This window comes from Cellvibrio sp. PSBB023 (genome assembly GCF_002007605.1).
Taxonomy (GTDB): Bacteria; Pseudomonadota; Gammaproteobacteria; order Pseudomonadales; family Cellvibrionaceae; genus Cellvibrio.
Window position 1 is genome coordinate 3873054 of sequence record NZ_CP019799.1, and the last position, 21584, is coordinate 3894637.

The 21584-nt window shown below is 53.5% G+C and carries 15 protein-coding genes; 9 read left to right on the forward strand and 6 right to left on the reverse strand.

All coding sequences use genetic code 11. From position 1 onward, the window contains the following. The first annotated feature begins 24 nt into the window (after window positions 1-24). Entirely contained in the window at window positions 25-1407 is a 1383-nt protein-coding gene (locus B0D95_RS16670; RefSeq protein WP_078044953.1) for a mannanase, read from the forward strand. Between the two features lie 153 nt (window positions 1408-1560). After that, window positions 1561-2760, forward strand: a complete 1200-nt coding sequence (aga27, locus tag B0D95_RS16675; protein WP_371453686.1) for an alpha-galactosidase Aga27 — start codon at window positions 1561-1563, stop codon at window positions 2758-2760. Window positions 2761-2827: 67 nt separating this feature from the next. Here aga27 and B0D95_RS16680 read toward each other — a convergent pair whose 3' ends face one another. Beyond that, window positions 2828-3565 carry an AraC family transcriptional regulator gene (locus tag B0D95_RS16680; protein WP_078044955.1) on the reverse strand — a complete coding sequence of 246 codons (738 nt, stop codon included), beginning with the start codon at window positions 3563-3565 and terminating at the stop codon, window positions 2828-2830. Window positions 3566-3674: 109 nt separating this feature from the next. On the opposite strand from B0D95_RS16680, the gene B0D95_RS16685 reads away from it, so the two are divergent. The 3 genes from B0D95_RS16685 to B0D95_RS16695 are packed head-to-tail and all read left to right on the forward strand — an operon-like array spanning window position 3675 to window position 9240. After that, a complete protein-coding gene (locus tag B0D95_RS16685; protein ID WP_078044956.1) occupies window positions 3675-4526 on the forward strand; it encodes a sugar phosphate isomerase/epimerase in 852 nt (283 codons plus the stop codon). A gap of 27 nt (window positions 4527-4553) precedes the next feature. Continuing rightward, window positions 4554-5696 (forward strand): Gfo/Idh/MocA family protein, encoded by a 1143-nt coding sequence (locus B0D95_RS16690; protein ID WP_078044957.1) that lies wholly within the window; start codon window positions 4554-4556, stop codon window positions 5694-5696. Window positions 5697-5724: 28 nt separating this feature from the next. Next, window positions 5725-9240 carry a PVC-type heme-binding CxxCH protein gene (locus B0D95_RS16695; protein WP_078044958.1) on the forward strand — a complete coding sequence of 1172 codons (3516 nt, stop codon included), beginning with the start codon at window positions 5725-5727 and terminating at the stop codon, window positions 9238-9240. Window positions 9241-9322: 82 nt separating this feature from the next. Here the strand turns inward: B0D95_RS16695 and B0D95_RS16700 are convergent, their stop codons facing one another. Then, entirely contained in the window at window positions 9323-9619 is a 297-nt protein-coding gene (locus B0D95_RS16700; RefSeq protein WP_078044959.1) for a Dabb family protein, read from the reverse strand. A gap of 86 nt (window positions 9620-9705) precedes the next feature. On the opposite strand from B0D95_RS16700, the gene B0D95_RS16705 reads away from it, so the two are divergent. Together B0D95_RS16705 and B0D95_RS16710 are read left to right on the forward strand one after the other, a co-directional pair. Continuing rightward, window positions 9706-11163 carry an alkaline phosphatase D family protein gene (locus B0D95_RS16705; protein WP_078044960.1) on the forward strand — a complete coding sequence of 486 codons (1458 nt, stop codon included), beginning with the start codon at window positions 9706-9708 and terminating at the stop codon, window positions 11161-11163. Between the two features lie 31 nt (window positions 11164-11194). After that, window positions 11195-11962 (forward strand): hypothetical protein, encoded by a 768-nt coding sequence (locus B0D95_RS16710; RefSeq protein WP_078044961.1) that lies wholly within the window; start codon window positions 11195-11197, stop codon window positions 11960-11962. A gap of 95 nt (window positions 11963-12057) precedes the next feature. On the opposite strand, the gene B0D95_RS16715 is transcribed toward B0D95_RS16710, so the two are convergent. The 3 genes from B0D95_RS16715 to B0D95_RS16725 all read right to left on the reverse strand — a co-directional run bounded on the left by B0D95_RS16715 (window position 12058) and on the right by B0D95_RS16725 (window position 17009). Further along, window positions 12058-13482: a response regulator gene (locus tag B0D95_RS16715; RefSeq protein WP_246841634.1), complete on the reverse strand. Its 1425-nt coding sequence runs from the start codon at window positions 13480-13482 to the stop codon at window positions 12058-12060. A gap of 140 nt (window positions 13483-13622) precedes the next feature. After that, window positions 13623-15341 (reverse strand): bifunctional protein-serine/threonine kinase/phosphatase, encoded by a 1719-nt coding sequence (locus B0D95_RS16720; RefSeq protein WP_078044963.1) that lies wholly within the window; start codon window positions 15339-15341, stop codon window positions 13623-13625. 189 nt (window positions 15342-15530) lie between these two features. Then, entirely contained in the window at window positions 15531-17009 is a 1479-nt protein-coding gene (locus tag B0D95_RS16725) for an MFS transporter (RefSeq protein ID WP_078044965.1), read from the reverse strand. Window positions 17010-17410: 401 nt separating this feature from the next. On the opposite strand from B0D95_RS16725, the gene B0D95_RS16730 reads away from it, so the two are divergent. Further along, the gene (locus B0D95_RS16730) at window positions 17411-18328 is read left to right on the forward strand and encodes an SMP-30/gluconolactonase/LRE family protein (RefSeq protein WP_078044966.1); all 918 of its coding nucleotides are present in this window, start codon (window positions 17411-17413) and stop codon (window positions 18326-18328) included. 75 nt (window positions 18329-18403) lie between these two features. On the opposite strand, the gene B0D95_RS16735 is transcribed toward B0D95_RS16730, so the two are convergent. Then, a complete protein-coding gene (locus B0D95_RS16735; RefSeq protein WP_246841635.1) occupies window positions 18404-19834 on the reverse strand; it encodes a glycoside hydrolase family 19 protein in 1431 nt (476 codons plus the stop codon). Between the two features lie 447 nt (window positions 19835-20281). Between B0D95_RS16735 and B0D95_RS16740 the strand changes: the two genes are divergently transcribed. Beyond that, on the forward strand, window positions 20282-21583 hold the full coding sequence (locus B0D95_RS16740) for an amino acid deaminase (protein ID WP_078044968.1): 1302 nt from the start codon (window positions 20282-20284) through the stop codon (window positions 21581-21583). The last annotated feature ends 1 nt before the right edge of the window (window position 21584 follow it).

Here is a 21584-nt window from a genome sequence, read left to right on the forward strand (position 1 = left end):
CAAACCTCCAGCGTGGAATAGACCATGAAAAAAATGAGTATGCTCTTTATCGGGCTTCTGTCCCTTTTGTTGTTATCTGCCTGCAGCAAACAAGCGCCTGTTGCAGAAAACAATACCGCAAAAAATAACATCGCAGAAAAACAGGCTGAAGTAACAGCGCCACCCGCGCATACACAATTTGTGCGCGTCAATGGTGGCCATTTTGAATTGCACGGCAAACCCTATGTGATTACCGGTGTGAATATGTGGTATGCCGCCTATCTGGGCGCGCCAAATGACGTGGGTGATCGCGAGCGTTTGGCAAAAGAGTTGGATAATTTGCAATCCATTGGCGTGAATAATTTGCGCGTATTGGCGGTATCGGAAAAAAGCGACATTAATTCAGCGGTAAAGCCCGCAGTGACTAATGGGTTTGGCAACTACGATGAAAGCCTGTTGCAGGGGCTGGATTATTTATTGGTAGAGTTGGCCAAGCGCGATATGACTGTGGTGTTGTATTTTAATAATTTCTGGCAGTGGTCGGGCGGCATGACCCAATACATGAGTTGGATTGATGGCGAGCCGGTGCAAGACCCTAATGTCACCAATCAATGGGAAGCCTTTATGGCCAAGTCGGCGAGTTTCTACCGCAGCGAAAAAGCGCAGCAGGAATATCGCAACACCTTGAAAAAAATTATCACCCGCGTGAATACCATCAATGGTAAAGCCTATGTGGATGACGCCACGATTATGTCCTGGCAGTTGGCAAACGAGCCGCGCCCTGGCAACTCGCAAACTACTGCCGAAGAAAAACAAATTTATATCGATTGGGTTCACGCTGCCGCTGCCTATATTAAAACCTTGGACCCGTATCATTTAGTGAGTAGTGGTAGCGAAGGGGAAATGGGATCGGTTAATGATTTGGATGTATTCGTGCGCGCCCATGCGACCCCAGCGATTGATTATCTCACCTACCATATGTGGATTCGCAATTGGAGCTGGTTCGATAAAACCAAACCCGCAGAAACCTGGCCATCGGCATGGGAAAAAGCGCAGCACTATATGCGCATGCACATCGATATTGCCAAACAGTTGAATAAACCCTTGGTGTTGGAAGAGTTTGGTTTGGATCGCGACATGGGTTCTTATGCCATAGATTCCACCACCGAATACCGCGACAACTATTTTCGCGGTGTATTTGAATTCATGTTGACAAGCCTGGAGCAAGGCGAGCCCAGTGCCGGTTATAACATTTGGGCCTGGAATGGTTATGGTCGCACCACACGTGCTAATTATTGGTGGCAGGAAGGCGATGATTTGATGGGAGACCCACCTCAGGAGGAGCAGGGTATGTATGGCGTGTTCGATACAGATGCTTCCACCATCGCCATCCTTAAAGAATTTAATACACGTTTTCAGCCAAAATAAGGTGCTCATCACCCAGTAAAAAACTGCAATGAAAATTGCAGTTTTTTTTAACATTGCATTAAATTATCGGATTATTAATATAAAGAAAGGTTTGAAAATCGTTTAAAAAAACCACGACAAAAAAAGGTAAAAAAGATGATAAAAAAATTAATCATGGCAGTGGTTGTGTTCGCTGCGTCGCTGTCGGTCGCATTTAATGCTCATGCACAAAAATTTGAACAGATCGCCAAAACACCGCAATTGGGATGGAACAGTTGGAATACCTTTGCCTGTGATGTGAACGAACAAATGATTCGCGAAATGGCCGATGCCATGGTGTCGTCGGGCATGAAAGCGGCGGGTTATGAATATATAAATATCGACGATTGCTGGCACGGTGAGCGCGATAAAAATGGTTTTATCCAGGTTGATAAAAAACATTTCCCGTCGGGCATGAAAGCCTTGGCGGATTATGTACACAGTAAAGGGTTAAAGCTGGGCATTTATTCGGATGCGGGCAATACCACCTGTGCCGGTCGTCCGGGCAGTCGCGGTCATGAGTATCAGGATGCGCTGACCTATGCGAGCTGGGGCATTGATTATGTGAAATACGATTGGTGCGATACCCAGGATATCAATCCAAAATCGGCTTACGCCACCATGCGCGATGCGATTCATAAAGCGGGTCGCCCTATGTTGTTCAGTATTTGCGAATGGGGCGATAACAAACCCTGGGAGTGGGCGCAGAATGTAGGGCACTCATGGCGCACTACCGGCGATATTTACCCTTGCTGGAGCTGTGAACACAACCACGGTTCATGGTCGTCCTTTGGCGTGTTGCCCATTCTGGACAAACAAGCGGGTCTGCGCAAATACGCAGGCCCCGGTCATTGGAATGACATGGACATGATGGAGGTGGGCAATGGTATGAGTGAAGACGAAGACCGCGCGCATTTTTCACTGTGGGCCATCATGGCATCGCCACTGATTGCCGGTAATGATTTGCGTACTATGAGCGAAGCAACCAAAAAAATCCTCACCAATAAAGACATGCTCGCCATCAATCAGGACAAGCTCGGCATTCAAGCCATGAAGTGGATTGACGAAGGTGATATTGAAATTTATGTCAAACCACTGGAGAAAGGTGATTACGCCGTGCTCTTTTTAAATCGCGCCGATACCAGCATGAATTACAGTCTGGATTGGAATTTTCATTACCTGAAAGACGACATCAGCAAACACGAAATTTTCTTTGATAAGAAAAAATTTACCTGGCGCGATATCTGGAATGGCGGCAAGGGTTCCACTGCAGAAAAATTAAACCTGACCATGGCAGCACACAGCGTTGCTGTGTTGCGCTTGACGCCGCAGTAAATATAACGGGATGTGACACTACACAAAGCCGGCAAATGCCGGCTTTGTTGTATCTGGTACTTGGTTTTTAAGGTTGCTCAAGGTTGTAGCGTTTGCGATACACCAGTGGTGTTATTCCAAAGGTGCGTTTGAAGTGACGGATGAAATTGCTGTGATCGTAAAAGCCGCAGTCGATGGCGATGTTGGCGATGGATTCGCTGGAGTATTTGAGGCGATCGCTGGCAATCAGTACACGCAGCCGAATTAAATATTGCGAGGGGCTGATACGAAAGGTGTCGGCGAAGCGGCGTTCGAGTTGTCGCTCGGAAAAACCGAATTGTTGGGCAATATCGGGAATGCTCAGGTGTTCGGTGTAGCGTGTGCGAATGTATTGCACCACTTGAAAAATCGGGTTTTGCGAGTGATCCAGCATGCGCTCGTAACTTTGCACTATGCCACACAGGCCATAAATCGCTGAGTGGCGATCAAACAGCGGTAGCTTCTGCGTAATAAACCATTCCGGTAAGCCTTCGCGGGTTGGAAACAGCTCAATTAAATTCAGTAAAGATGTGCCATTTTTAAGTAAAAGTTCGTCATCGCGACGAAATTTTTCTGCCATATAGGGCGGGAAAAGTTCTTCATCCCGTTTACCAAACAACTCACCAGGCGAGCGGCAGCCACAGCGCTCTGCAAATGCCTGGTTGCCAGTCATGATGCGGCCTTCGCGGTCTTTCACAAAATACATCACGTTGGGCATGTAGTCGAAAAGTTGCGTTGGCGAGTGGCGTGGATCCAACTGGGCGAGCCAGTCATCAAAATAGTTCATGTCGGAATCGTACAATTTTATTACGGCAGGGTACAAGCGCGCGTGGGAGTGGGCAGGCTAGCATGGTGCCATATCACAATAATGATTGACGCAGGAGTTCCTGAATCCCATGAAATTTGGCGCTAGCACCTGGCTGTGGACATCCCCTTTTACCGGCGATCAGATCGCACTCCTCGAAAACATTGCCGCGCTGGGCTTTGATTTTGTCGAACTGCCCGTGGAGGAGCCAAGCCATATTCCTGTCGCAACACTTAAACCGGTTCTGGCGCACTTGGGGCTGGAGGTGGTGATTTGTGCTGCTGTGACTGCCGGGCGCGATATGAGCGCTGAGAGTAGCGCGGCGCGCCGACAGGCATTTGATTACTTTGAGTCGTGTCTGGCACTGGCCGAAGGGCTGGGCGCGTCCTGTGTGGTGGGGCCGCTTTATGCGCCGGTTGGCAAGGCGCGCCTGGGCACTGAGTCGCTGCGCTGCGCGCAGTGGGAGCGATCCGTCGCGAGCCTTTCGCAGTTGGCGCAGACCGCCGGTAACTGCGGAGTGAGGTTGGGGCTGGAGCCGCTCAACCGCTTTGAGACTGACATGATCAATAACGTGGCCGATGCCCAGCGTTTCCTGCAGCAGGTGGCCAGTCCCTATCTGGGCATTTCACTGGACAGTTTCCACATGAATATCGAGGAGACCGATTTTCGTCGCGCAGTGGTGTCGGCGGGCGAGCTGCTTATCCACCTGCAAGTATCGGATAGCCATCGCGGGGTGCCGGGTGATGGCAATAGCGATTGGGCCGGGCTGCGCGATGGGCTCGGGGCGATTGGCTACCGGGGCAAGATCGGTATTGAAAGTTTTTCACCGGACGCATCCAGCTTGGCGGAGGCGGTGTGCATTTGGCGCCGTTTTGCCGAGAGCCAGGATGATTTTGCGCGCGATGGCCTGGCGTTTTTGCGCCGGTGGTGGGCGGGCGCCTGATTTTTTATCTGACAGGAGAATCACACTATGACGACGAATAAATTGCGGGTTGGCCTTGTCGGGCTGGGTTTCGGGGCGGAGTTTATCCCTATTTATCAGGCTCATCCGCAGGCAGAGGTGGTGGCTATTTGCCAGCGCAACCAACAGAAGATGGATGCCTTGGTGCAGCAGTTTGGTATGGCGGCCAAGTGTTACACCCACTACGAGGAGATGCTGGCAGACCCGGATGTAGACGCGGTGCACATCAATACCCCTATTGGCGATCACGCGCGCCACACTTTGATGGCATTGGCGGCGGGCAAACACGTCGCCTGCACTGTGCCCATGGCGACCTCGGTGGAGGATTGTGAGCGCATCGTTCAGGCCTCCCGCGACAGCGGCAAGGTGTACATGATGATGGAAACGGTGGTGTACAGCCGCGAATTCCTGTTTGTAAAAGAACTGTTTGAGCGCGGCGAGTTGGGCAAAATCCAGTTTTTACAGGCCAGTCACCAGCAGGATATGAACGGCTGGCCGAGCTATTGGGAAGGTATGCCGCCAATGCATTACGCCACCCACTGTGTCGGCCCGGTATTGGGGCTGGAGCGCAAGCTGGCCAAGGCGGTGTCTTGCGTGGGTTCGGGGCGTATCCGCGATGAGCTGGCGCAGGTGTACGGTTCACCCTTTGCGGTGGAGTCTTGTCATATCCAGTTGCAGGACTCCGATGTGGCGGCGCAAATCCATCGCTCGCTGTTTGATACGGCGCGCCAATATCGCGAGAGTTTTAACGTGTATGGATCGCTGAAATCCTACGAATGGCCACTGGTGGAAGGCGAGGAGCCGGTGATCCACACCCTGGGCAAACCTGAGCCGGAAATTCCCGCCTGGGTTGAGGTGCCTGACTATGCCGAGTTATTGCCGGAATCCATCCGTCACTTTACCGGGCGCGGTGTTTACGATGCCGATAGCAACCAGCACCTGAGCTTTACCCAGGGCGGCGGGCACGGCGGTTCACATCCGCATTTGGTGCATCAATTCATTCGCGCGGTGTTGGAGGGGCATAACGCTTACCCCAACGCGGTGGAGTCGGCGAATATCAGTTGTGTGGGTATTTTGGCCCATGAATCTGCTCTCGCGGGCGGCAAGCTGATAGAGATGCCCGCGTTCACACTCGCGCCCCAAGCCGTGTAATCGCTCTTTTTCACACAGATATATCACTATGAAAATTATAAATAACGACACCATCCAACGACTTTGTACCCTTGTTCTGTTGATTGTTGGCCTGGCACTACCCTTGGGCAGCGCTCAGGCCAACAGCGACGACGGCATTATCAATTTACTGTTTATTGGCCACGATCAGCGCGAGGGATCGGGCTATCACCTGTCGTATCAATACGCGCCAATGTTTAACCAGTCGCTCGGGCGAGAAAAAATCCGCATGGAATACCATGAGGATTTGCAGCAACTCACCGATGCCGGTCTGGCGCGCTTTGATGCGGTGATGCTCTACGCCAATTACGATCAACTAAGCCCGCAACAAGAGGCCAGCCTGCTGCGTTTTGTGGAGCAGGGCGGTGCCTTTTTACCGATCCACAGCGCGAGTGCATGCTTCAGCAAATCAGACGCTTACGTGAAGTTGGTCGGGGGGCGTTTCCACAGCCACGGTTTGGAAACCTTTACCACCCGCATAGCGCCGGGGCAGGAAAACCACCCGGTGGTACGCGGTTTTAAAGGCTTTGAAACCAAAGACGAAACCTATGTCCATAGCGACCACAATAAGGATGGTCGCACTGTGCTTATGCTGCGCGACCAAGAGCCCTGGACCTGGGTGCGCCAACAGGGCAAGGGCCGGGTGTTTTACACCGCTTATGGCCACGACGCGGCAACCTGGGGTCAGGTGGCGTTTCATGAATTGCTGATTCGCGGCATTTTGTGGGGCGTGGGCGATGAGAAGCGCAAAGCGAATCGCGCGCTGGCTAGCTCCCTGCCGACTGCTAAGTATGAAGACAAAGGGACTATCCCCAACTATCGCAAAGTGGCGCCGCCGCCCCAGTATCAACATCCGCTCACACCGCAGGAAACCATGGCACTGAGCATGGTAGAACAGGGATTTGAGTTACAGTTGTTCGTGGCTGAGCCGGATATCGCCAACCCCGTAGCCTTTGCCTGGGATGAGCGCGGTCGGCTGTTTGTGGCGGAATCCCTGGACTACCCCAACGAGTTGCGTGCGGATGGCCATGGTTCTGACCGCATCAGCATGTGCGAGGACACAGACGGCGATGGCCGGGCAGATCGCTGCTCAGTATTTGCCGATGGCTTGAATATCCCCACCGGATTGGTCGCGGTCAATGGCGGGTTTATTGTGGCCCAGGCTCCGCACTTCCTGTTCCTGAAAGATACCAACGGTGACGGCAAAGCCGATGTGCGTCAGGTGTTAAACAGCGTCTGGGGCATAGAGGACACCCACGCCGGCCCGTCGAACCTGCGCTATGGACACGATAATCGCATCTGGGGCGCGGTGGGTTACTCTGGCACGCGCAGTGAAGCCCAAGGGAAGTTTCAAAACGGCCTGTACCGTATGGATGTGGATGGGCGCAATATCGAACCCATCGCCCAACTCAACAACAATACCTGGGGTTTGGGCCTGAGTGAGGACTTTGAGGTCTTTGGTTCTACGGCTAACAACGCACCCGCCTGGCACGTGCCGCTGTGGCGTAATTATGTCTACGGTAAACATGAATCTATGGCGCCGGGCATGGCTGCCAAAATCGATGACTTCTCCCAGGTTTTCCCGCTCACCTATAACTTTTTGCAGGTGGACTCGCACGGCCGCTATACCGCTGGCGCGGGCTTTAATCTCTACACCGCCCGCGCTTTTCCCGAGCGCTTCTGGAATCGCAGCGCCTTTATTGGCGAACCTACGACGCACTTCCTGGGGCAGTTTTCCCTGACGGAAAACGGCAGTAGCTACAGCGCTCACAATCAGGGCTTGTTCTTGGCCAGTAGCGATGAATGGCTGTCGCCCGTCTATGCCGACGTAGGGCCGGACGGTCAATTGTGGGTGGCTGACTGGTATAACTTCATCATCCAGCACAACCCGACCCCGACCAAAGCCTCCGCCGGGTTTGATGCGACCACGGGTAAGGGCAATGCCCATGAGAACCCCCTGCGCGACGGTAAGCACGGGCGTATTTATCGCATTGTCGCCAAGGGCGCTCCGGCCTATACCCCGCTGGATTTAAGCAAGGCGGATAGCGCCGGGCTGGTGGCGGCCCTGTCTAACAACAACCTGTTCTGGCGGATGACAGCCCAGCGCAAGCTGGTGCAAGAAGGGCGTGTGGATGCCGTACCGGCGTTACGCAATATCCTGCTGGCTCCGCCCACGATGGATGCTATCGGTCTGGATGTGCAATCCATCCATGCCATCTGGACATTGCAGGGCTTGGGGCATTTCACCATGGCGAGCAAAGCCAATGTGGCGACTATCCAACGCGCCTTGCAGCACCCATCGCCAGCCACCCGCAAGAACGCGGTAAGGGCGCTGGTAGAGAGTGGTTCAACGAAGGATTTGGCAATCGCCGCACGCCTGGATGACAGTGATGCCAAAACCCGACTCTGGGCGCTGGTTGCCCTGGCGCAACAAAAACCCTCAAAAGTGGCGGCGCAAGAGTTGCTCGGTTTGCGTACCCAGCTACCGTCCGACCCGTGGCTAGCACAGGCCTTTACCCTGGCGGCATTGCGCCATAGCGATTATTACTGGGCAGCGTTAAATCGGACAAATAATGCTGTGCAAGGCAGTTTTCTCCAGCACTTCGCCACACTGGAGCAGACCCCGGAATACATGATTGCCCGGCAGATGATGTTGCGTAAATCCGGCGATTTAACCAAGACCATCGCCAGTTGGCAGCACCTGCCAGATCGCCGTTTGCCGCTCATGGCTACAGCGCTATTGGAGGTCTGGCGCGACTTGCGACGGGAGCCAAGCGACGCCGAACTGCGTGCCTTGCAGGGGCTGCTCAACCGGTTAGATAGTGAATCGCAAATGGCGTTTAAGCTCCGGGCTTCAGGGCTTGCGCTTGAATACCCCAAGGTAGATGAGGCGACCTATGCCAAGTACTACGAACGCTATGCGTTCAAACCACAAGTCTGGCAGTGGTCATCTCCAGAGAGCGGTGCCGTGCTTTATCGCCAGCATTGTGCCAGTTGCCACGGTGATGATGCCGGTGGCGATGCCGCACTGGGGGCGCCCGCCTTGGCAGGTTTGGATCACGCCTATATACAAACGCAATTACAAAAATTCCTGGTCGGGCTGCGCGGCACACACTTTAAGGATGTGGACGGCATTTCCATGCGTGCCGCCGTGGATTTCCTCCAGCCAGAGCAAGAGCGCATGTCCAATATCTCCCACCTGTCCCACTATATTGCCAAGTTGCCCACAGTCACCCAGCCGGCAAGGGTCAAGGGCGATGTACGGCGCGGCGCGGGTTATTTTGCGACCTGCGTGGCCTGTCACGGGGCGGATGGCAAAGGCAATACGGAATTGGGCGCGCCGCGTATTGCGGGCCAAGCCGACTGGTATTTGCTAAAACAACTGCAAAAATACCGCTCGGGTGCGCGCGGTGCAGACCCGCGAGATACCACTGGCCAACAGATGGCGGCCATGGCCAAAACCTTGCCCGACGATCAGGCATTGCAAGATCTGGTGGCCTATATCCATTCTCTGACCGCTGAGTAGCGCTTGCTGTTTGTATCGCAGCACCGCGCCATAACCCTGGTTATGGCGCGGTTTTTTTTAGCGGTGGCCTAGAGACTGTGGATTACAGGCTGTAGTCGAACACAACAATGTCGTTCAGCAGGGGGACAAATACCTGTTTTAACGCCTCATGTGCCGGGTGCGGCAAATAGTTTGTGCGGGCGGCCTCATCGGCAAACGTCATGAATACCGCATGGGTAAATTGTTTATTCAATCCTTCCGGGCTGTCATTCAAGCCCCACTCCACCGCCACAATGCCCTCAATTTTTTCGGGAATGGTCTCAAACAGGGTTTTGACGGCGGCGATTTGCGCGGCATCTACCGTTGGTCTGAATTCAATTAATAACAGGTGGCGAATCATCAGGTACTCCGGATATGAATGGTGATGTGGGTTTTGGTCAATCCGCTATATAGTAAGCGAGCCATCATGTTCAAGGGAGAATTCAGGTGCAGTTGTTTGCTTACAATCCTGTGGGGAAACCTGACGCGTTAGTGGTGTGGGTCGGTGTATTGGGGGTGAATCCACCGCCAACGGTCAGCTTTGAAATACTGGGTCAAGCTGTTAGCGCACAACTGCTCGCGCCCGGTTTTGAACCCCTGGGCGATGAGGTGTGTGATGCGCGCGGTGTGCCGCTGAATTATCGCGCCTTATTTGTATTGCCCTGGCCTGCCACCGGCGAGCGGTTTCACATCACGGTGCGTGCCGCCAATCAGCAGGTCACTCTCACCAGCCGACGCCCGCCTGTGCAATTGCCGGATAAAGCCGCTGCCAGTTTTAACCTGCTGTTGTCCTCCTGCTACTACCAGCCCAATGATAAAAGCCGCGCTCTTGCGGATTTGGTGAAAGCGATAAAACCTGCGCCGGATTTTACGGTGTTGGCTGGCGATCAGGTGTATCTGGATTTGCCCTCGCAGCAGGATTTACCGCTCAATGCCAATGCACTCGCCAAAACCCTTGGCAAAAAATACCAATTGAATTGGTTTTCCAACAGCGCGCAACAGCCGGGGCTGGCCGATGTACTGCGTCACGGCCCGGTATTGTGTGTGCCCGACGATCACGAATTCTGGAATAACTATCCGCTCCCACAAGCGCAGCTCAACAACACCTATTGCCCGCAAGACCGCGCCAATTGGCAGCGATTGGCGAACTGTTTGTACGAGCGCTACCAGCGTTCACCGGCACAAGTTAATGGATTTTTCCGGCAGGATATTGCGCCGCTGAGCATGTTGTTTTTGGATGGGCGCACCCAGCGCGATAGCGACGGCACGCAGATGTTTACTGCCGCCACTCACATCGCCATAGAACAATGGAAACAGGATTTACTCACGCGTAAACAGCAAGGGCAAAGTGCGGTGGGTTTATTAAGTTCAGGCCAGGCACTGTTAATAGAAACCCCCGGCCCCTGGGCGTGCAAAATAACCGATATGGAAATGCCCAACTATGCCGACTTCGCGCTGATCACCAAGGCTCTGGGCGAATTATTCGCGGCGGGTATTCCGGTCATTTACATCACTGGGGATGTGCACTGGGGGCGTATCGTAGAAGGCAAAACGGCACGGGGTAATCCGCTGTTTTATGAAGTGATCGCCTCGCCCTCGCGCTTGATTGATACCAACTGCGTCGATCAATACAAGCTGGCTAAAAATGCGTTGCACCGTTTATTCGGCAAGGGCGACGACTTTCCGTGTCACCCGGCTGTGTGCGAAATCGATGACATAAAATTTTCCAATTTACGCCTGACTATTAAACACCGCCAGCGTGGTGACCATGTTGCGCTGCTGCGCTTCCATGCTATTCCGGGCGGCATAGAATTCAGTGTGGATTACGTTTGTACCGAGGCCGACGAAACGCGGCGTCGCGAATACAGCAAGAGTTGTGGTCCGTTTAAATTAACCAGTCTGTGACACCATTATTTTCAGTTGTGAGGAAAGGAAGATGATCAAGCAAACCCTGGCGGTGCAAAGCCATGTGCAAACCGACGTGCAAGCGCTGCCGCGCACTAATCGCGAAAGCAATTTGCAATGGTTGCCGCGCGCCTATGAAAGTTTTGCGCTGGATAACCCGGCGCAGTGGAGTTTTGTGGTGCTGGCCGGAGGTAAGGATGTAGCCTCCTTTCGCCTGCGTGTTGCCCAGTCCCATTTGCGCGGCGATATGCTGCCTTCCTACTGGTCAGAGTGCGGATTATTACAGCTTGATCAGGGCGATTTTGCGCACGCGCGTTTTTATCATTTGCCTTTATTCCAACCTGCCACTGCCAGCTATGCACCTACGCGCAACGGCTTGATTGATTTGCCACTCAAACAATTGCCCAGCCAAAAAGAGTTACCCAATCTGGCATTGTTAGCCATACCCGTACCGCAGGAGAAAATTCTGGAATCTCTGGCGGCCTACCAAAAGGCGCGGGTAAGTTACGACGCCGTAGAAAATATTTTGCCCTGGCTCGCCTATGTGTGGGGCGCCGGCAATGCGGCTAACCCGCTAATGCAACACACAGGTTTTCCCTCGGCGATGATGCTCAACCAATTATTCAGCGCCCAGGGTTTTGATTTGGCGCCGGGTGTCAATGCCAACCTCTCCGCACCGGAAACCTTTTGGAGCGGTGTTAAACATTGGCAAGCCTATTACAGCAATACACAGGAAAACGGCTTGCTGCCGAAAGCGCGTTTTGTGATTAATCATGTGTACGATATTGATGAAAGTTAATGACATCGGTTAATGCATTAATGCCCATAAAAAAAGCGGAGCTGTTGATCAGGCTCCGCTTTTTTTATGGGTAATATTGGACAATGTTGTGCGTGTTATTCCTCCGGCACCAACACCAATTCAATGCGATTATTTTTTTGCGCAATTGCATTCCATTCACCGGCAAAAAAAGTCGGCAGGCGTTCGGGGTAGGGCTCGGTGCCTTCCAGTGCGTGTATGTCTACTTTGAGTGTGCTGTTAATGCTGCCGGTTAAATTGCGCAAAATCATTTCGGTTTCCCGTGAGTAGTCGGCCATCAAACGATCCATGCCGTAAATTTCGCTGGAGAGTAGGCAATTGCTCAGGCTGGTTTCATCGGCAGCGAGTTGATCCATACCGTTTTTGTCCTTGCCGATACAAAAATCCCCCACATAAATAGTGATAGCGGCAATCCCTTTAAAACCGCGACTGGCGAGGCGGTGCAACAATTCGTGCAGGCGCAATAGGGTGCTGGTGTCGATGGTGTATTGGCGAAAGGCGAGGGCGCCCTGTTGATTAAACGTCCAGGCCAGATCGTCCAGGTAATTAATGGAATCTGTTGCATTACTTGCGCTGGCAGGCACGGTGGGTGTGTTGTTAATGGCTGCCGTCTGCGCGCTGATAGTGGTAGTAGACGATGGCATTTGCGCGGCGGGCGCTTGCTGAATCAGTGTGTGCAATTGTTCGGTTAATACATTCTGCTGCCGGGTATTTTGTTCAAGCCGGTTATTGATTTGCAGTAAAAAATACAGGCTGACCAGAATACCGGCGACCAACACCATACCCAAGCCCCAGCGAGTATTGTTGGCGGGTGTGACGGCTTCGGTTGTGTCCTGTGCGATAGCAGGGGGTTGCTGCTGCAAAATAGTACCGAGTTCTTCACGCAATGCCTGGCGCAGCCCCTGTAATTCGCGCGATACCCGGGAGGTAATAAAGCGGCGATTGTCTTCCAAACTGTGTTCCATGTGACTGAGGCGCAGCTCAATATTGCGCGCCTGTTCCATGGCGGCTTGATTGGGTGCGCGGCGTTCCAGTTCCGAACCGCTGACCAGGCTCACCTTGTTAGCCGCTGCAATTAATTCCGGGCTTTCCACGTCGGTGTTGCTGTGAGCCTGACTCTTGGGCAGGGGATAAATATGAATGGTCTCCATGACCCGCGATAAATCCGTGGCATTAATACGGTCTTTGCTGACCACATCCAAGGCGCCCAGCGCCCGCGCCTGACCGGTATAGACATCACCACTTTTGGACGTGTACATAATCACCGGAATCATGGCGGTTTCGGGGTGGGATTTAATAATTTGTAGCGCGCGAAATCCGTCCATGCCCGGCATCAGGTGATCCATAAAAATCACATCGGGCGAGTGGTGCGCGAGATAACGCAGCGCGGCTTCGCCCGAGTCGACAATATCGATATCAAGCGGATAGGCGCGCAACATTTTTTTCAGGCGGTACTGGGCGGTGGTGGAGTCATCCACAATCAGTGCACGTTTACTGGCCATGACAAACATCCCTCTGTGGTATCGCTGGAATTACCATTGTTATTGGTTGTTTTGCAGGTGAGCAAGGATGGGCGAGAGCCTAACAGAAAATCAGGGCGACGCGAGAGCGCCTGAATCACAGCTTGAGTGTGCTGCCTGAATCAATCGCGCCACAAGAGCAGTGCAAGTGCTGTGAGCCAACCGAGAATGGCCAGCGCTTTCCACACCCTTTCCGGGTGGGTTTCCAGCAGGGGCTGTGAGCGCGGCACCAGCCAATCGGGGTTGGGGCGTTTTAAATCCTGCAGCCATTCCGAGAGCGCCTGGTAGCGGTGATTGGGGTTAATGCTGAGGGCTTTTTCCAGTGCGCGATCCAGCCAGTAGGGCACTAGCGGATTGTATTTCATGGCGGAGATGTAGCGGAGTTTTTGAAAACTTTTTAAATCCATGGCTTTGCTGTAAGCGCTGCCGTAAGGCTGTTTGCCGGTGAGCATTTCGTAGAGCAGCACGGCCAGTGAAAATTGATCTGACGCTTCGCTGGTACGGCCGCCGTAGCGATATTCCGGTGCTGAATAATCCAGGGTGCCCAGAATATTATCGCGTGCAATAGGCGCGCCCGCTTCCTGCACACCTGCTACCCAGCAGGAGCCAAAATCCACAATCACCGGGCCTTTGCCACTAATGACGATGTTGTCCGGTTTCAGGTCCTGGTGCAGGGTTTCTTTGCGATGAAATGCGCGTATGCCGCGAATGAATCCTTCCGTGAGTTCCACTGCATCCACAATCGCTAAAATGCCGCGCTCTTTTAATAATTGGGCGAGGGTGGGGCCGGGAATATAGTCGGTGAGGTAATACAGGCAGGAGCGCGATTCAGAGGCGGGAATCACCCGCACCACTCCGGCACTTTGAATACGCGCACCAATCCAGGCTTCCATCACAAAGCGTTCGATGTAGGCCGGATCGTCCTGATAAATCGCTGAAGGCGTTTTCATGGCGAGTAGATTTTTTTTCTCGTCCTCCACCAAATACACCTGGCTGCGGGTGGATTCATGCAGCACTTTTTTAATGGTGAGGCCATCGATACTCTGACCCGGCGAAAAGACGGGCGGAAAAGGCAGGCGCGATAACACGTTTACGGCATCGCTCTGCGCCGCGGTTCCCAAATTATCGATGCGCAGCGCCTGAATACTGAGGTTATCTTCACTTTTGTGATGCAGCGCGAGCGACAGTGCCAAGTGCACCAAGGCATCCATATCCTGTTGTTCGGCCAGTATCAGTGCTTTTAATTCGGCAGGTGGAATGGGTTCGTGAATACCGTCGCTGGACAAAATAAAAATATCGCCAGGCTGCAATTCCAGTGTGTGCATATCCACTTCCAGATAAGGATCGGCGCCCATGGCGCGGCTTAAATGGGTGGTGTGTTTGTCGAGGCGTTGGGTGTGATCGCGTGTGAGCAATTCGAGGTTGTTGTCGCGCAGGCGATAGACTCGTGTATCGCCCACATGAAAAATAAACGCGCTGTTACCTTTTAAAATCAGTGCTGAAAAGGTGGTGAGATAACCTTCACCGTAAATGGAATTTTGGCTGCGCCCCCACAAACTTGAGTTCAAGCTTTGGATGACGCGCATGGCGGATTGTTGGGTGCGCCAGGTATCGGGCGTTGCGTAGTAATCGCTGAGGAATCCGGCTATGGCCGTTTGGCTCGCTTCGCGCGCGGCATTGCTGCTGCTCACACCATCGGCAATAGCAACGGCAATACCTTTGGTGGTGAGCAGGTTACCTTCAGGAATGCGCGCGCCCACCGTATCCTGGTTTTCCGCTTTACGGCCTGCGTCACTTTTTTGTGCGAAGGTTATTTGCAGCACTGATTGCAGGTGATCCATAAATTTTCAGTTCTATAAAAAGAAAAATTCTCGCAAGAGAATTTTTTGGAAATGAGATGGCACATTGCTGCAGGAGAAGTGCAGCGCTATCAGTTGAGACAATCGGAGACATGGATGTCGACGGTTAGCCCCCATGGATGGGTTTACGGCGTGTCTCAACTGATAGTGGTGCACTTCGACCTATGAGAATTAACTCACTTCAATTTTATGCAGTGAACCATCTTCATTCACTTCTACCACGTGGCCTTGTGGTTCCTTCAGGAATTGCACAAATACCAAACCTATAGTCGCAGTACCGGCGAGCATCCAGAAGAAGGATTGAATATCAATAAAGGTATTCATCGTCAAAAAGAACAACGCACCCACATTGCCATAAGCACCGGCAAGGCCTGCAATCTGGCCGGTCATGCGGCGCTTGATTAAAGGCACCACCGCAAACACCGCACCGCAACCTGCCTGCACAAACAGCGAGCAAATAAACACTGCCGAGAAGGCGAGATACAAGGGCCAACTGGCATTGATTTGCGCCAACAGCAGATAACCACAGGCCACACCAGCAAGGATAATACTCATGCTAAAGCGACGACCAAATTTGTCGCTCACCCAGCCGCCACCAGGGCGTGCCACTAAATTCATAAATGCAAAAGAGCCGCCAAGCATTGCTGCCTGGGTGACACTCAGGCCTTCAAAGGTTGTCATAAAAAACGCAGGCAATACTGAGACTACTGCGATTTCCGAACCGAAGGTGGCGAGGTAAGCCCAGCTTAAAATAGCCACTTGTTTGAATTCATATTTGTCGTGCTCGGCCACGCTGCCTTTTTGCAGCATGTCTTTATTCACGCGATAAATTTGCGAGAACTGAAATACAAAGAGCGCAAACAATACTGCATACAGGACATAGGTTGTCGCTGTGCTCAATAAGCCTAAATTCGCGGGCGACATTTTCCACGCAAGCACTGCGAGGATTAAATACATGGGCAGGTTCATGATCACGTAAAAACAAAAATCCTTACGATTGCTTACTTCCAAACCGCCGGATTTTTTGGGTTTGAAATAGGTGGAGCCCTTGGGGGTGTTGCGCACGCTGGCATAAAAGGCGACGCCATAGATCATCGCAATAATTGCGGCGGTACCCATGGCATAGCGCCAGCCGTCATCACCGCCAAATACATGGATCGCCAAAAAGGGCAGGGTAAAACCGGCAGCGGCAGCACCAAAGTTGCCCCAGCCACCGTAAATCCCCTCCGCCAAACCGACTTGGCGTGCGGGAAACCATTCACTCACTAAACGAATACCAATCACAAAACCGGCGCCGACAAAGCCGAGCAAAAAGCGAAACAGCGCCAGTTGTTCAAAGGTTTGTGCGCAGGCAAATGCAATTAACAGCACGCCGGAAAAAATCAGCAGGCCGGAATAAATAGCGCGCGGGCCAAATTTATCCACCAAACTGCCCACCACAATTCGCGCTGGAATGGTGAGTGCTACGTTCAGGGTTAAGAGCGCGGCCCATTGCTGTGGTGTCATCGCAAAGGACGCGGTAATCAGTGGTTTTAACGGTGGCAAACTAAACCACATCACAAAGGTCAGGAAAAAGGCAAACCAGGTGAAGTGCAAGGTCGCTATGGATTTGTTGGAAAAATCCAACAATGGGAAACGATAACTACTCATGAAAGATCATCCAGGCCTGATTAACTAATAAGGTTGCGCAGCGATTCCCATATTGGTGCGTGCGGGTTTTCGGTGCGAGCTGGATGGACTTTTGCAACGGCTATGCCAATGCTTAAATAGTGCGTAAATCCCATGGTTTGTTGTGATCGTGATCTGTATTGGTGCTTAAAAATGATTTTTTCGTGCTCCAATTAAATGCCAGTATTTTTATTTTTGAGAATTAATGGTGCGTTTTGTGGTGCGCGCAGAGTGTGCATGCGTTGTTATTGCGTGGTTGCGCTCGGGCGGCGGCTTGGTTATAAAGGTTGCCAGTGATACCGGCTAACCGGTTTCTATAAGAATTTTTTACCACTACACCTGCTTGTGAATAAATTATTTTTACAAACCACAGCGAGGGTTTTATGCGATTTCCTTTTCTTGTCGCCAGCGTGCTTGGCGGTATTTCCGGTTTGGTTGCTTTCCATTGCAGTGCGCAAACCGCTGACTATGTAGGCGATGGCGTGTTCACCCAGGGCATTGAAGGTCCCGCCGTGGATGCACAGGGCAATCTTTATGCGGTGAGTTTGGCGCAGGCAGCAGCCGATGAAACCCGTGGCGGCACCATCGCCATTATTGATCAGCAGGACAATGCCCAATTGTTTTTGACTCTGCCCAAGGGCAGCACCGGCAACGGCATTCGTTTTGATCGCCAGGGGGTTATGTATGTGGCGGATTACACCGGCCACAATGTGCTCAAGGTAGACCCGCGCACCAAGGCCATTAGCGTTCATGCGCACAGCGATAAAATGAATCAGCCCAACGATATCGCCATCGCTGCCTCCGGTGTGATTTATGCCAGCGATCCCAATTGGGCGGCCTCCACCGGCAACCTGTGGATGATCGCCACCGATGGCACAGTGACCCTGCTGGAAGCGGATATGGGCACTACCAATGGAGTGGAGGTGAGTGCGGATGAAAAGCATCTCTATGTGAATGAGAGCGTGCAGCGCAGGGTGTGGAAATACGATATAGATGCCCGCAGCGGTGCAGTGAGCAACAAGCGCTTGTTGATTCAATTTCCTGATCACGGCCTGGATGGTATGCGCAGTGATGTAGCGGGTAATCTCTACATTGCCCGTTATGGCGCGGGCGAAGTGACGGTGGTATCGCCACACGGCACGGTTATCGAGCGCATTACATTGAAAGGCCAAAAACCCACCAATGTGGCCTTCGGCGGTGCCGATGGCAAAACGGTGTATGTCACCTTGCAAGAGCGCGGTGCGATTGAAACCTTCCGCGCTGAGCGCGCCGGGCGCGAATGGCGGTTGTGGCAACAATAACCTGTCGCTAGCGCGATAAAAAATGCCCCTGACGGATACCGTCAGGGGCATTTTTGTTGGGGTTTTAGCCCGGGGTTAACAACCTAAACTGCCGGAGCCTGCGGTAGTGCCCAAAATATTCAGGAAGCGGTTGAAGTCATTAATACGGCTTTGCACCTGTGCAGGGTTGCCGCCATTGCATTCCAGTGAACCATTGATGGTGCGGATAGTTTCCCCAAAGCCATTGCCGTTGACTATGGAGTTGTGTGCAGGGCGGAAGCCAGCGCCGGATTGAGTCATCCAGAACCAGAGTGCGGTTTGCCAGGCGACGGTTGCATTTTGCTGTACCAGATCGGGGTTGGCGCGCAGGTCAAGGCCCAGCGCATCACCGGCGGCGCAGTAGTTGCCATTCCAACTGAGTTGGATGGGGCCACGGCCATAATATTTTTTCCCGGGGGCGCAGGGGCAGGTTGCCGGATTGCCATCCCAATCGCCGCAGTACTCGCCCTGGGCGATTTCCGTGACATACACCAGGCCTCCAGTCTCGTGGGAGAAGTTGGCCAGCGCTGCTGCCGCTTCGCGTTTTTTCATCGCCAGATCACCCGTGCCGGCAAAGGCGGGATAACTGGCGGTGGCTGCTACCAGCCCGGCGTAGGTGTAGAAGGGGTTGCGGTTGGGGAACATCTGGTTGAACTGGGCTTCACTGACAACGGCGGCAAAGCCGGTGGCAGGCGGGTTGGTAGTTGCGGTGCGCACAATCATGGAGGAGGCGCGGTCATTAAAGTTGCTGATGCAGCTGCTATCACCGCGGATGGTTACCGAGGCGCCACTGAAATCCCAGTTCTCATAGAGTACGGCCTCATAACCGGCGGCGACACGAATGGAGGAGATCTGGTCATTGCGCGCGCCCAACGCGGTCAGCGCATTCACATCAAATGAGCCTGCATTGAAGCCAGCGGACCAGCCACCGTAGTTGCAGTGCTCATACACAGTCACCAGACCAGTGGTGCCGCCACCGCTGCCAACCACTTCGATCCAGTTAAAATTCCAGCCCTCGGTTTGCGCAAATACCCCCAGGTTGTAAGTGCCGGCGTTGATGTACACCGTGCGGCTTACGGTGGTCCAGTTCTGCCAGCCGCCGGTGGCAGGAATGGCAAAGTTGCCCAGCTGGATGGCACCGCCGTTTAAGTCCACCGAGGCTGTTGCCCCTGACGGGCTGGCGACGCGCAGGCGAATGGTGTAGTTGCCGCTGGTGGGAATGGACAGGTTGTTGTACACCAGCCACTCGGTAGCGGTAATCCAGCCGACGTTGTAGCCGCCGCCGGAGTCGTTGGTGATTTCAATATCCACCGCGTCATTGCGGAAGGCGCCGCCGGTGTTGCCGGGCGTGGTATCAAAGAAATTGTTGTAGTTTTCGGCCTGGAACACCACAGCCTGGCTGGGCATGGCCAGCGTTGCGAGCAGCAGGCAGCCGGTTGTGGCCAGATGCCGCACCTGGGTTAAGCGGGATAATAGCGTGATCATCATTATTGTCCTCATCGATAGATGTGATTAGTCAGGTATTCCTTTGGCGCCGGGAATGGCGCTGAACCCTGATGGGGGATTCAGATACCCGGGCCGAGTTGATCATTAGGCAGGCGCTGCGCAATTGAAAGTCCCAGTTTGGTTTTGCCCTTAACTGCCACTTGGTGCGTGCAGGTACGACTTTTACCCTTGTGTTGTTTATGTTGCCGGCGATAAAAGTCGTACCTGAGAATTCTTTGAATCGGACGCCATTGCAGGTTCGACTTTCGGATTTGTGTTGATGCGGTGGGTCGGAGTTGCGGCTAAACGCGACCGCGAGGAGCACTCAAGGCGCTTTCAGGAAACGCGTTAAAATCTGCCATTTTTGTAAATAATTTTCTTCACAATGTCTTTTTTTGCTGATAGCCTAGAAAAAATGCTCGTTTTTTCTGCTATTGGCGCGAAAACAACATGGTTGAAGAAAATAATTTACAATCAAGCCTGGCCTTTCGCCCACTGACCCCCACGGGGAAAGGTTTGGGTGATGTGACGGCACAGCCGGTCGTGGCCGCTGTGGCAGGGCAGGGCTGGAATCTGTTGCGTGAGGATATCAGCCTGCCTGTGGCCGTGCTGAGTGAACGCCGTGTACAGCACAATCTGCAGTGGATGAAATCCTTTATCGACAGCTATGGGCTGAAGTTAGCACCCCATGGCAAGACGACCATGAGCCCGGCCCTGTTTCATCGCCAACTGGCACAGGGCGCCTGGGGCATCACCCTCGCTACCGCACCGCAAGTTCAAGCCGCTTACCATTTTGGTGTGCGCCGGGTCATTCTGGCCAATCAATTGGTAGGGCGCGCCAATATGGCGATCATCTCCCGCTTGCTGCAAGACCCCGGGTTTGAATGCTATGTGATTGTGGATTCAGTCGCGAATGTGCAGCAACTGGGCGAGTTCTTTGCGCAGGCTGGCCAACGCCTGAACCTGTTGTTGGAGTTGGGGGTGACCGGTGGGCGCACCGGCGTGCGCGATGCTGCCGCGTGCGATGCACTGTTGGCCGCTATTGCTGCCTATCCCCATTCCCTCGCGTTGGCTGGTATTGAAGTCTATGAGGGCGTACTGGGTGACGATGCCACGATTCGCGCCTTTTTGCGCCGTGCGGTGCACACACTGATCGCGCTGGATGCCCAGGGGCAGCTCACTGCCAGCAAGGCCATACTCACCGGTGCCGGTTCGGCCTGGTTTGACCTGGTGGCCGAGGAGTGGGCAGGCGTCACCCTGGCGCGCCCACTTGATATTATCCTGCGCCCCGGCTGCTACCTCACCCACGATGTCGGTATCTATAAAGCGGCGGAAACCCGCATTCACGCCAGCAACCCTATCGCCCGCGCCATGCACAGCAGCCTGCTGCCCGCCCTGCAACTCTGGGCCTATGTGCAATCCCTGCCGGAACCCGGTTTGGCGATTCTCGGGCTGGGCAAGCGCGATGCCGCGTTTGATGCGGGGCTACCGGTTCCCGCCTTGCACTTCAGGCCACAAGATCGCACACACACCGGCACGGCGGCTCCCGTCGCGGCGCCTGCTGATTGGACGCTCACCCGAATGATGGACCAGCATGCCTTTATGCAGGTGCCTGTCGATGCCGACCTGCAGGTGGGCGACATGTTGGCGCTGGATATTTCCCACCCCTGCCTGACCTTTGATAAATGGCGGCAGTTGCTGGTGGTTGACGATAACTACACGGTGATCGACGCCGTGGAAACCTTTTTTTAAG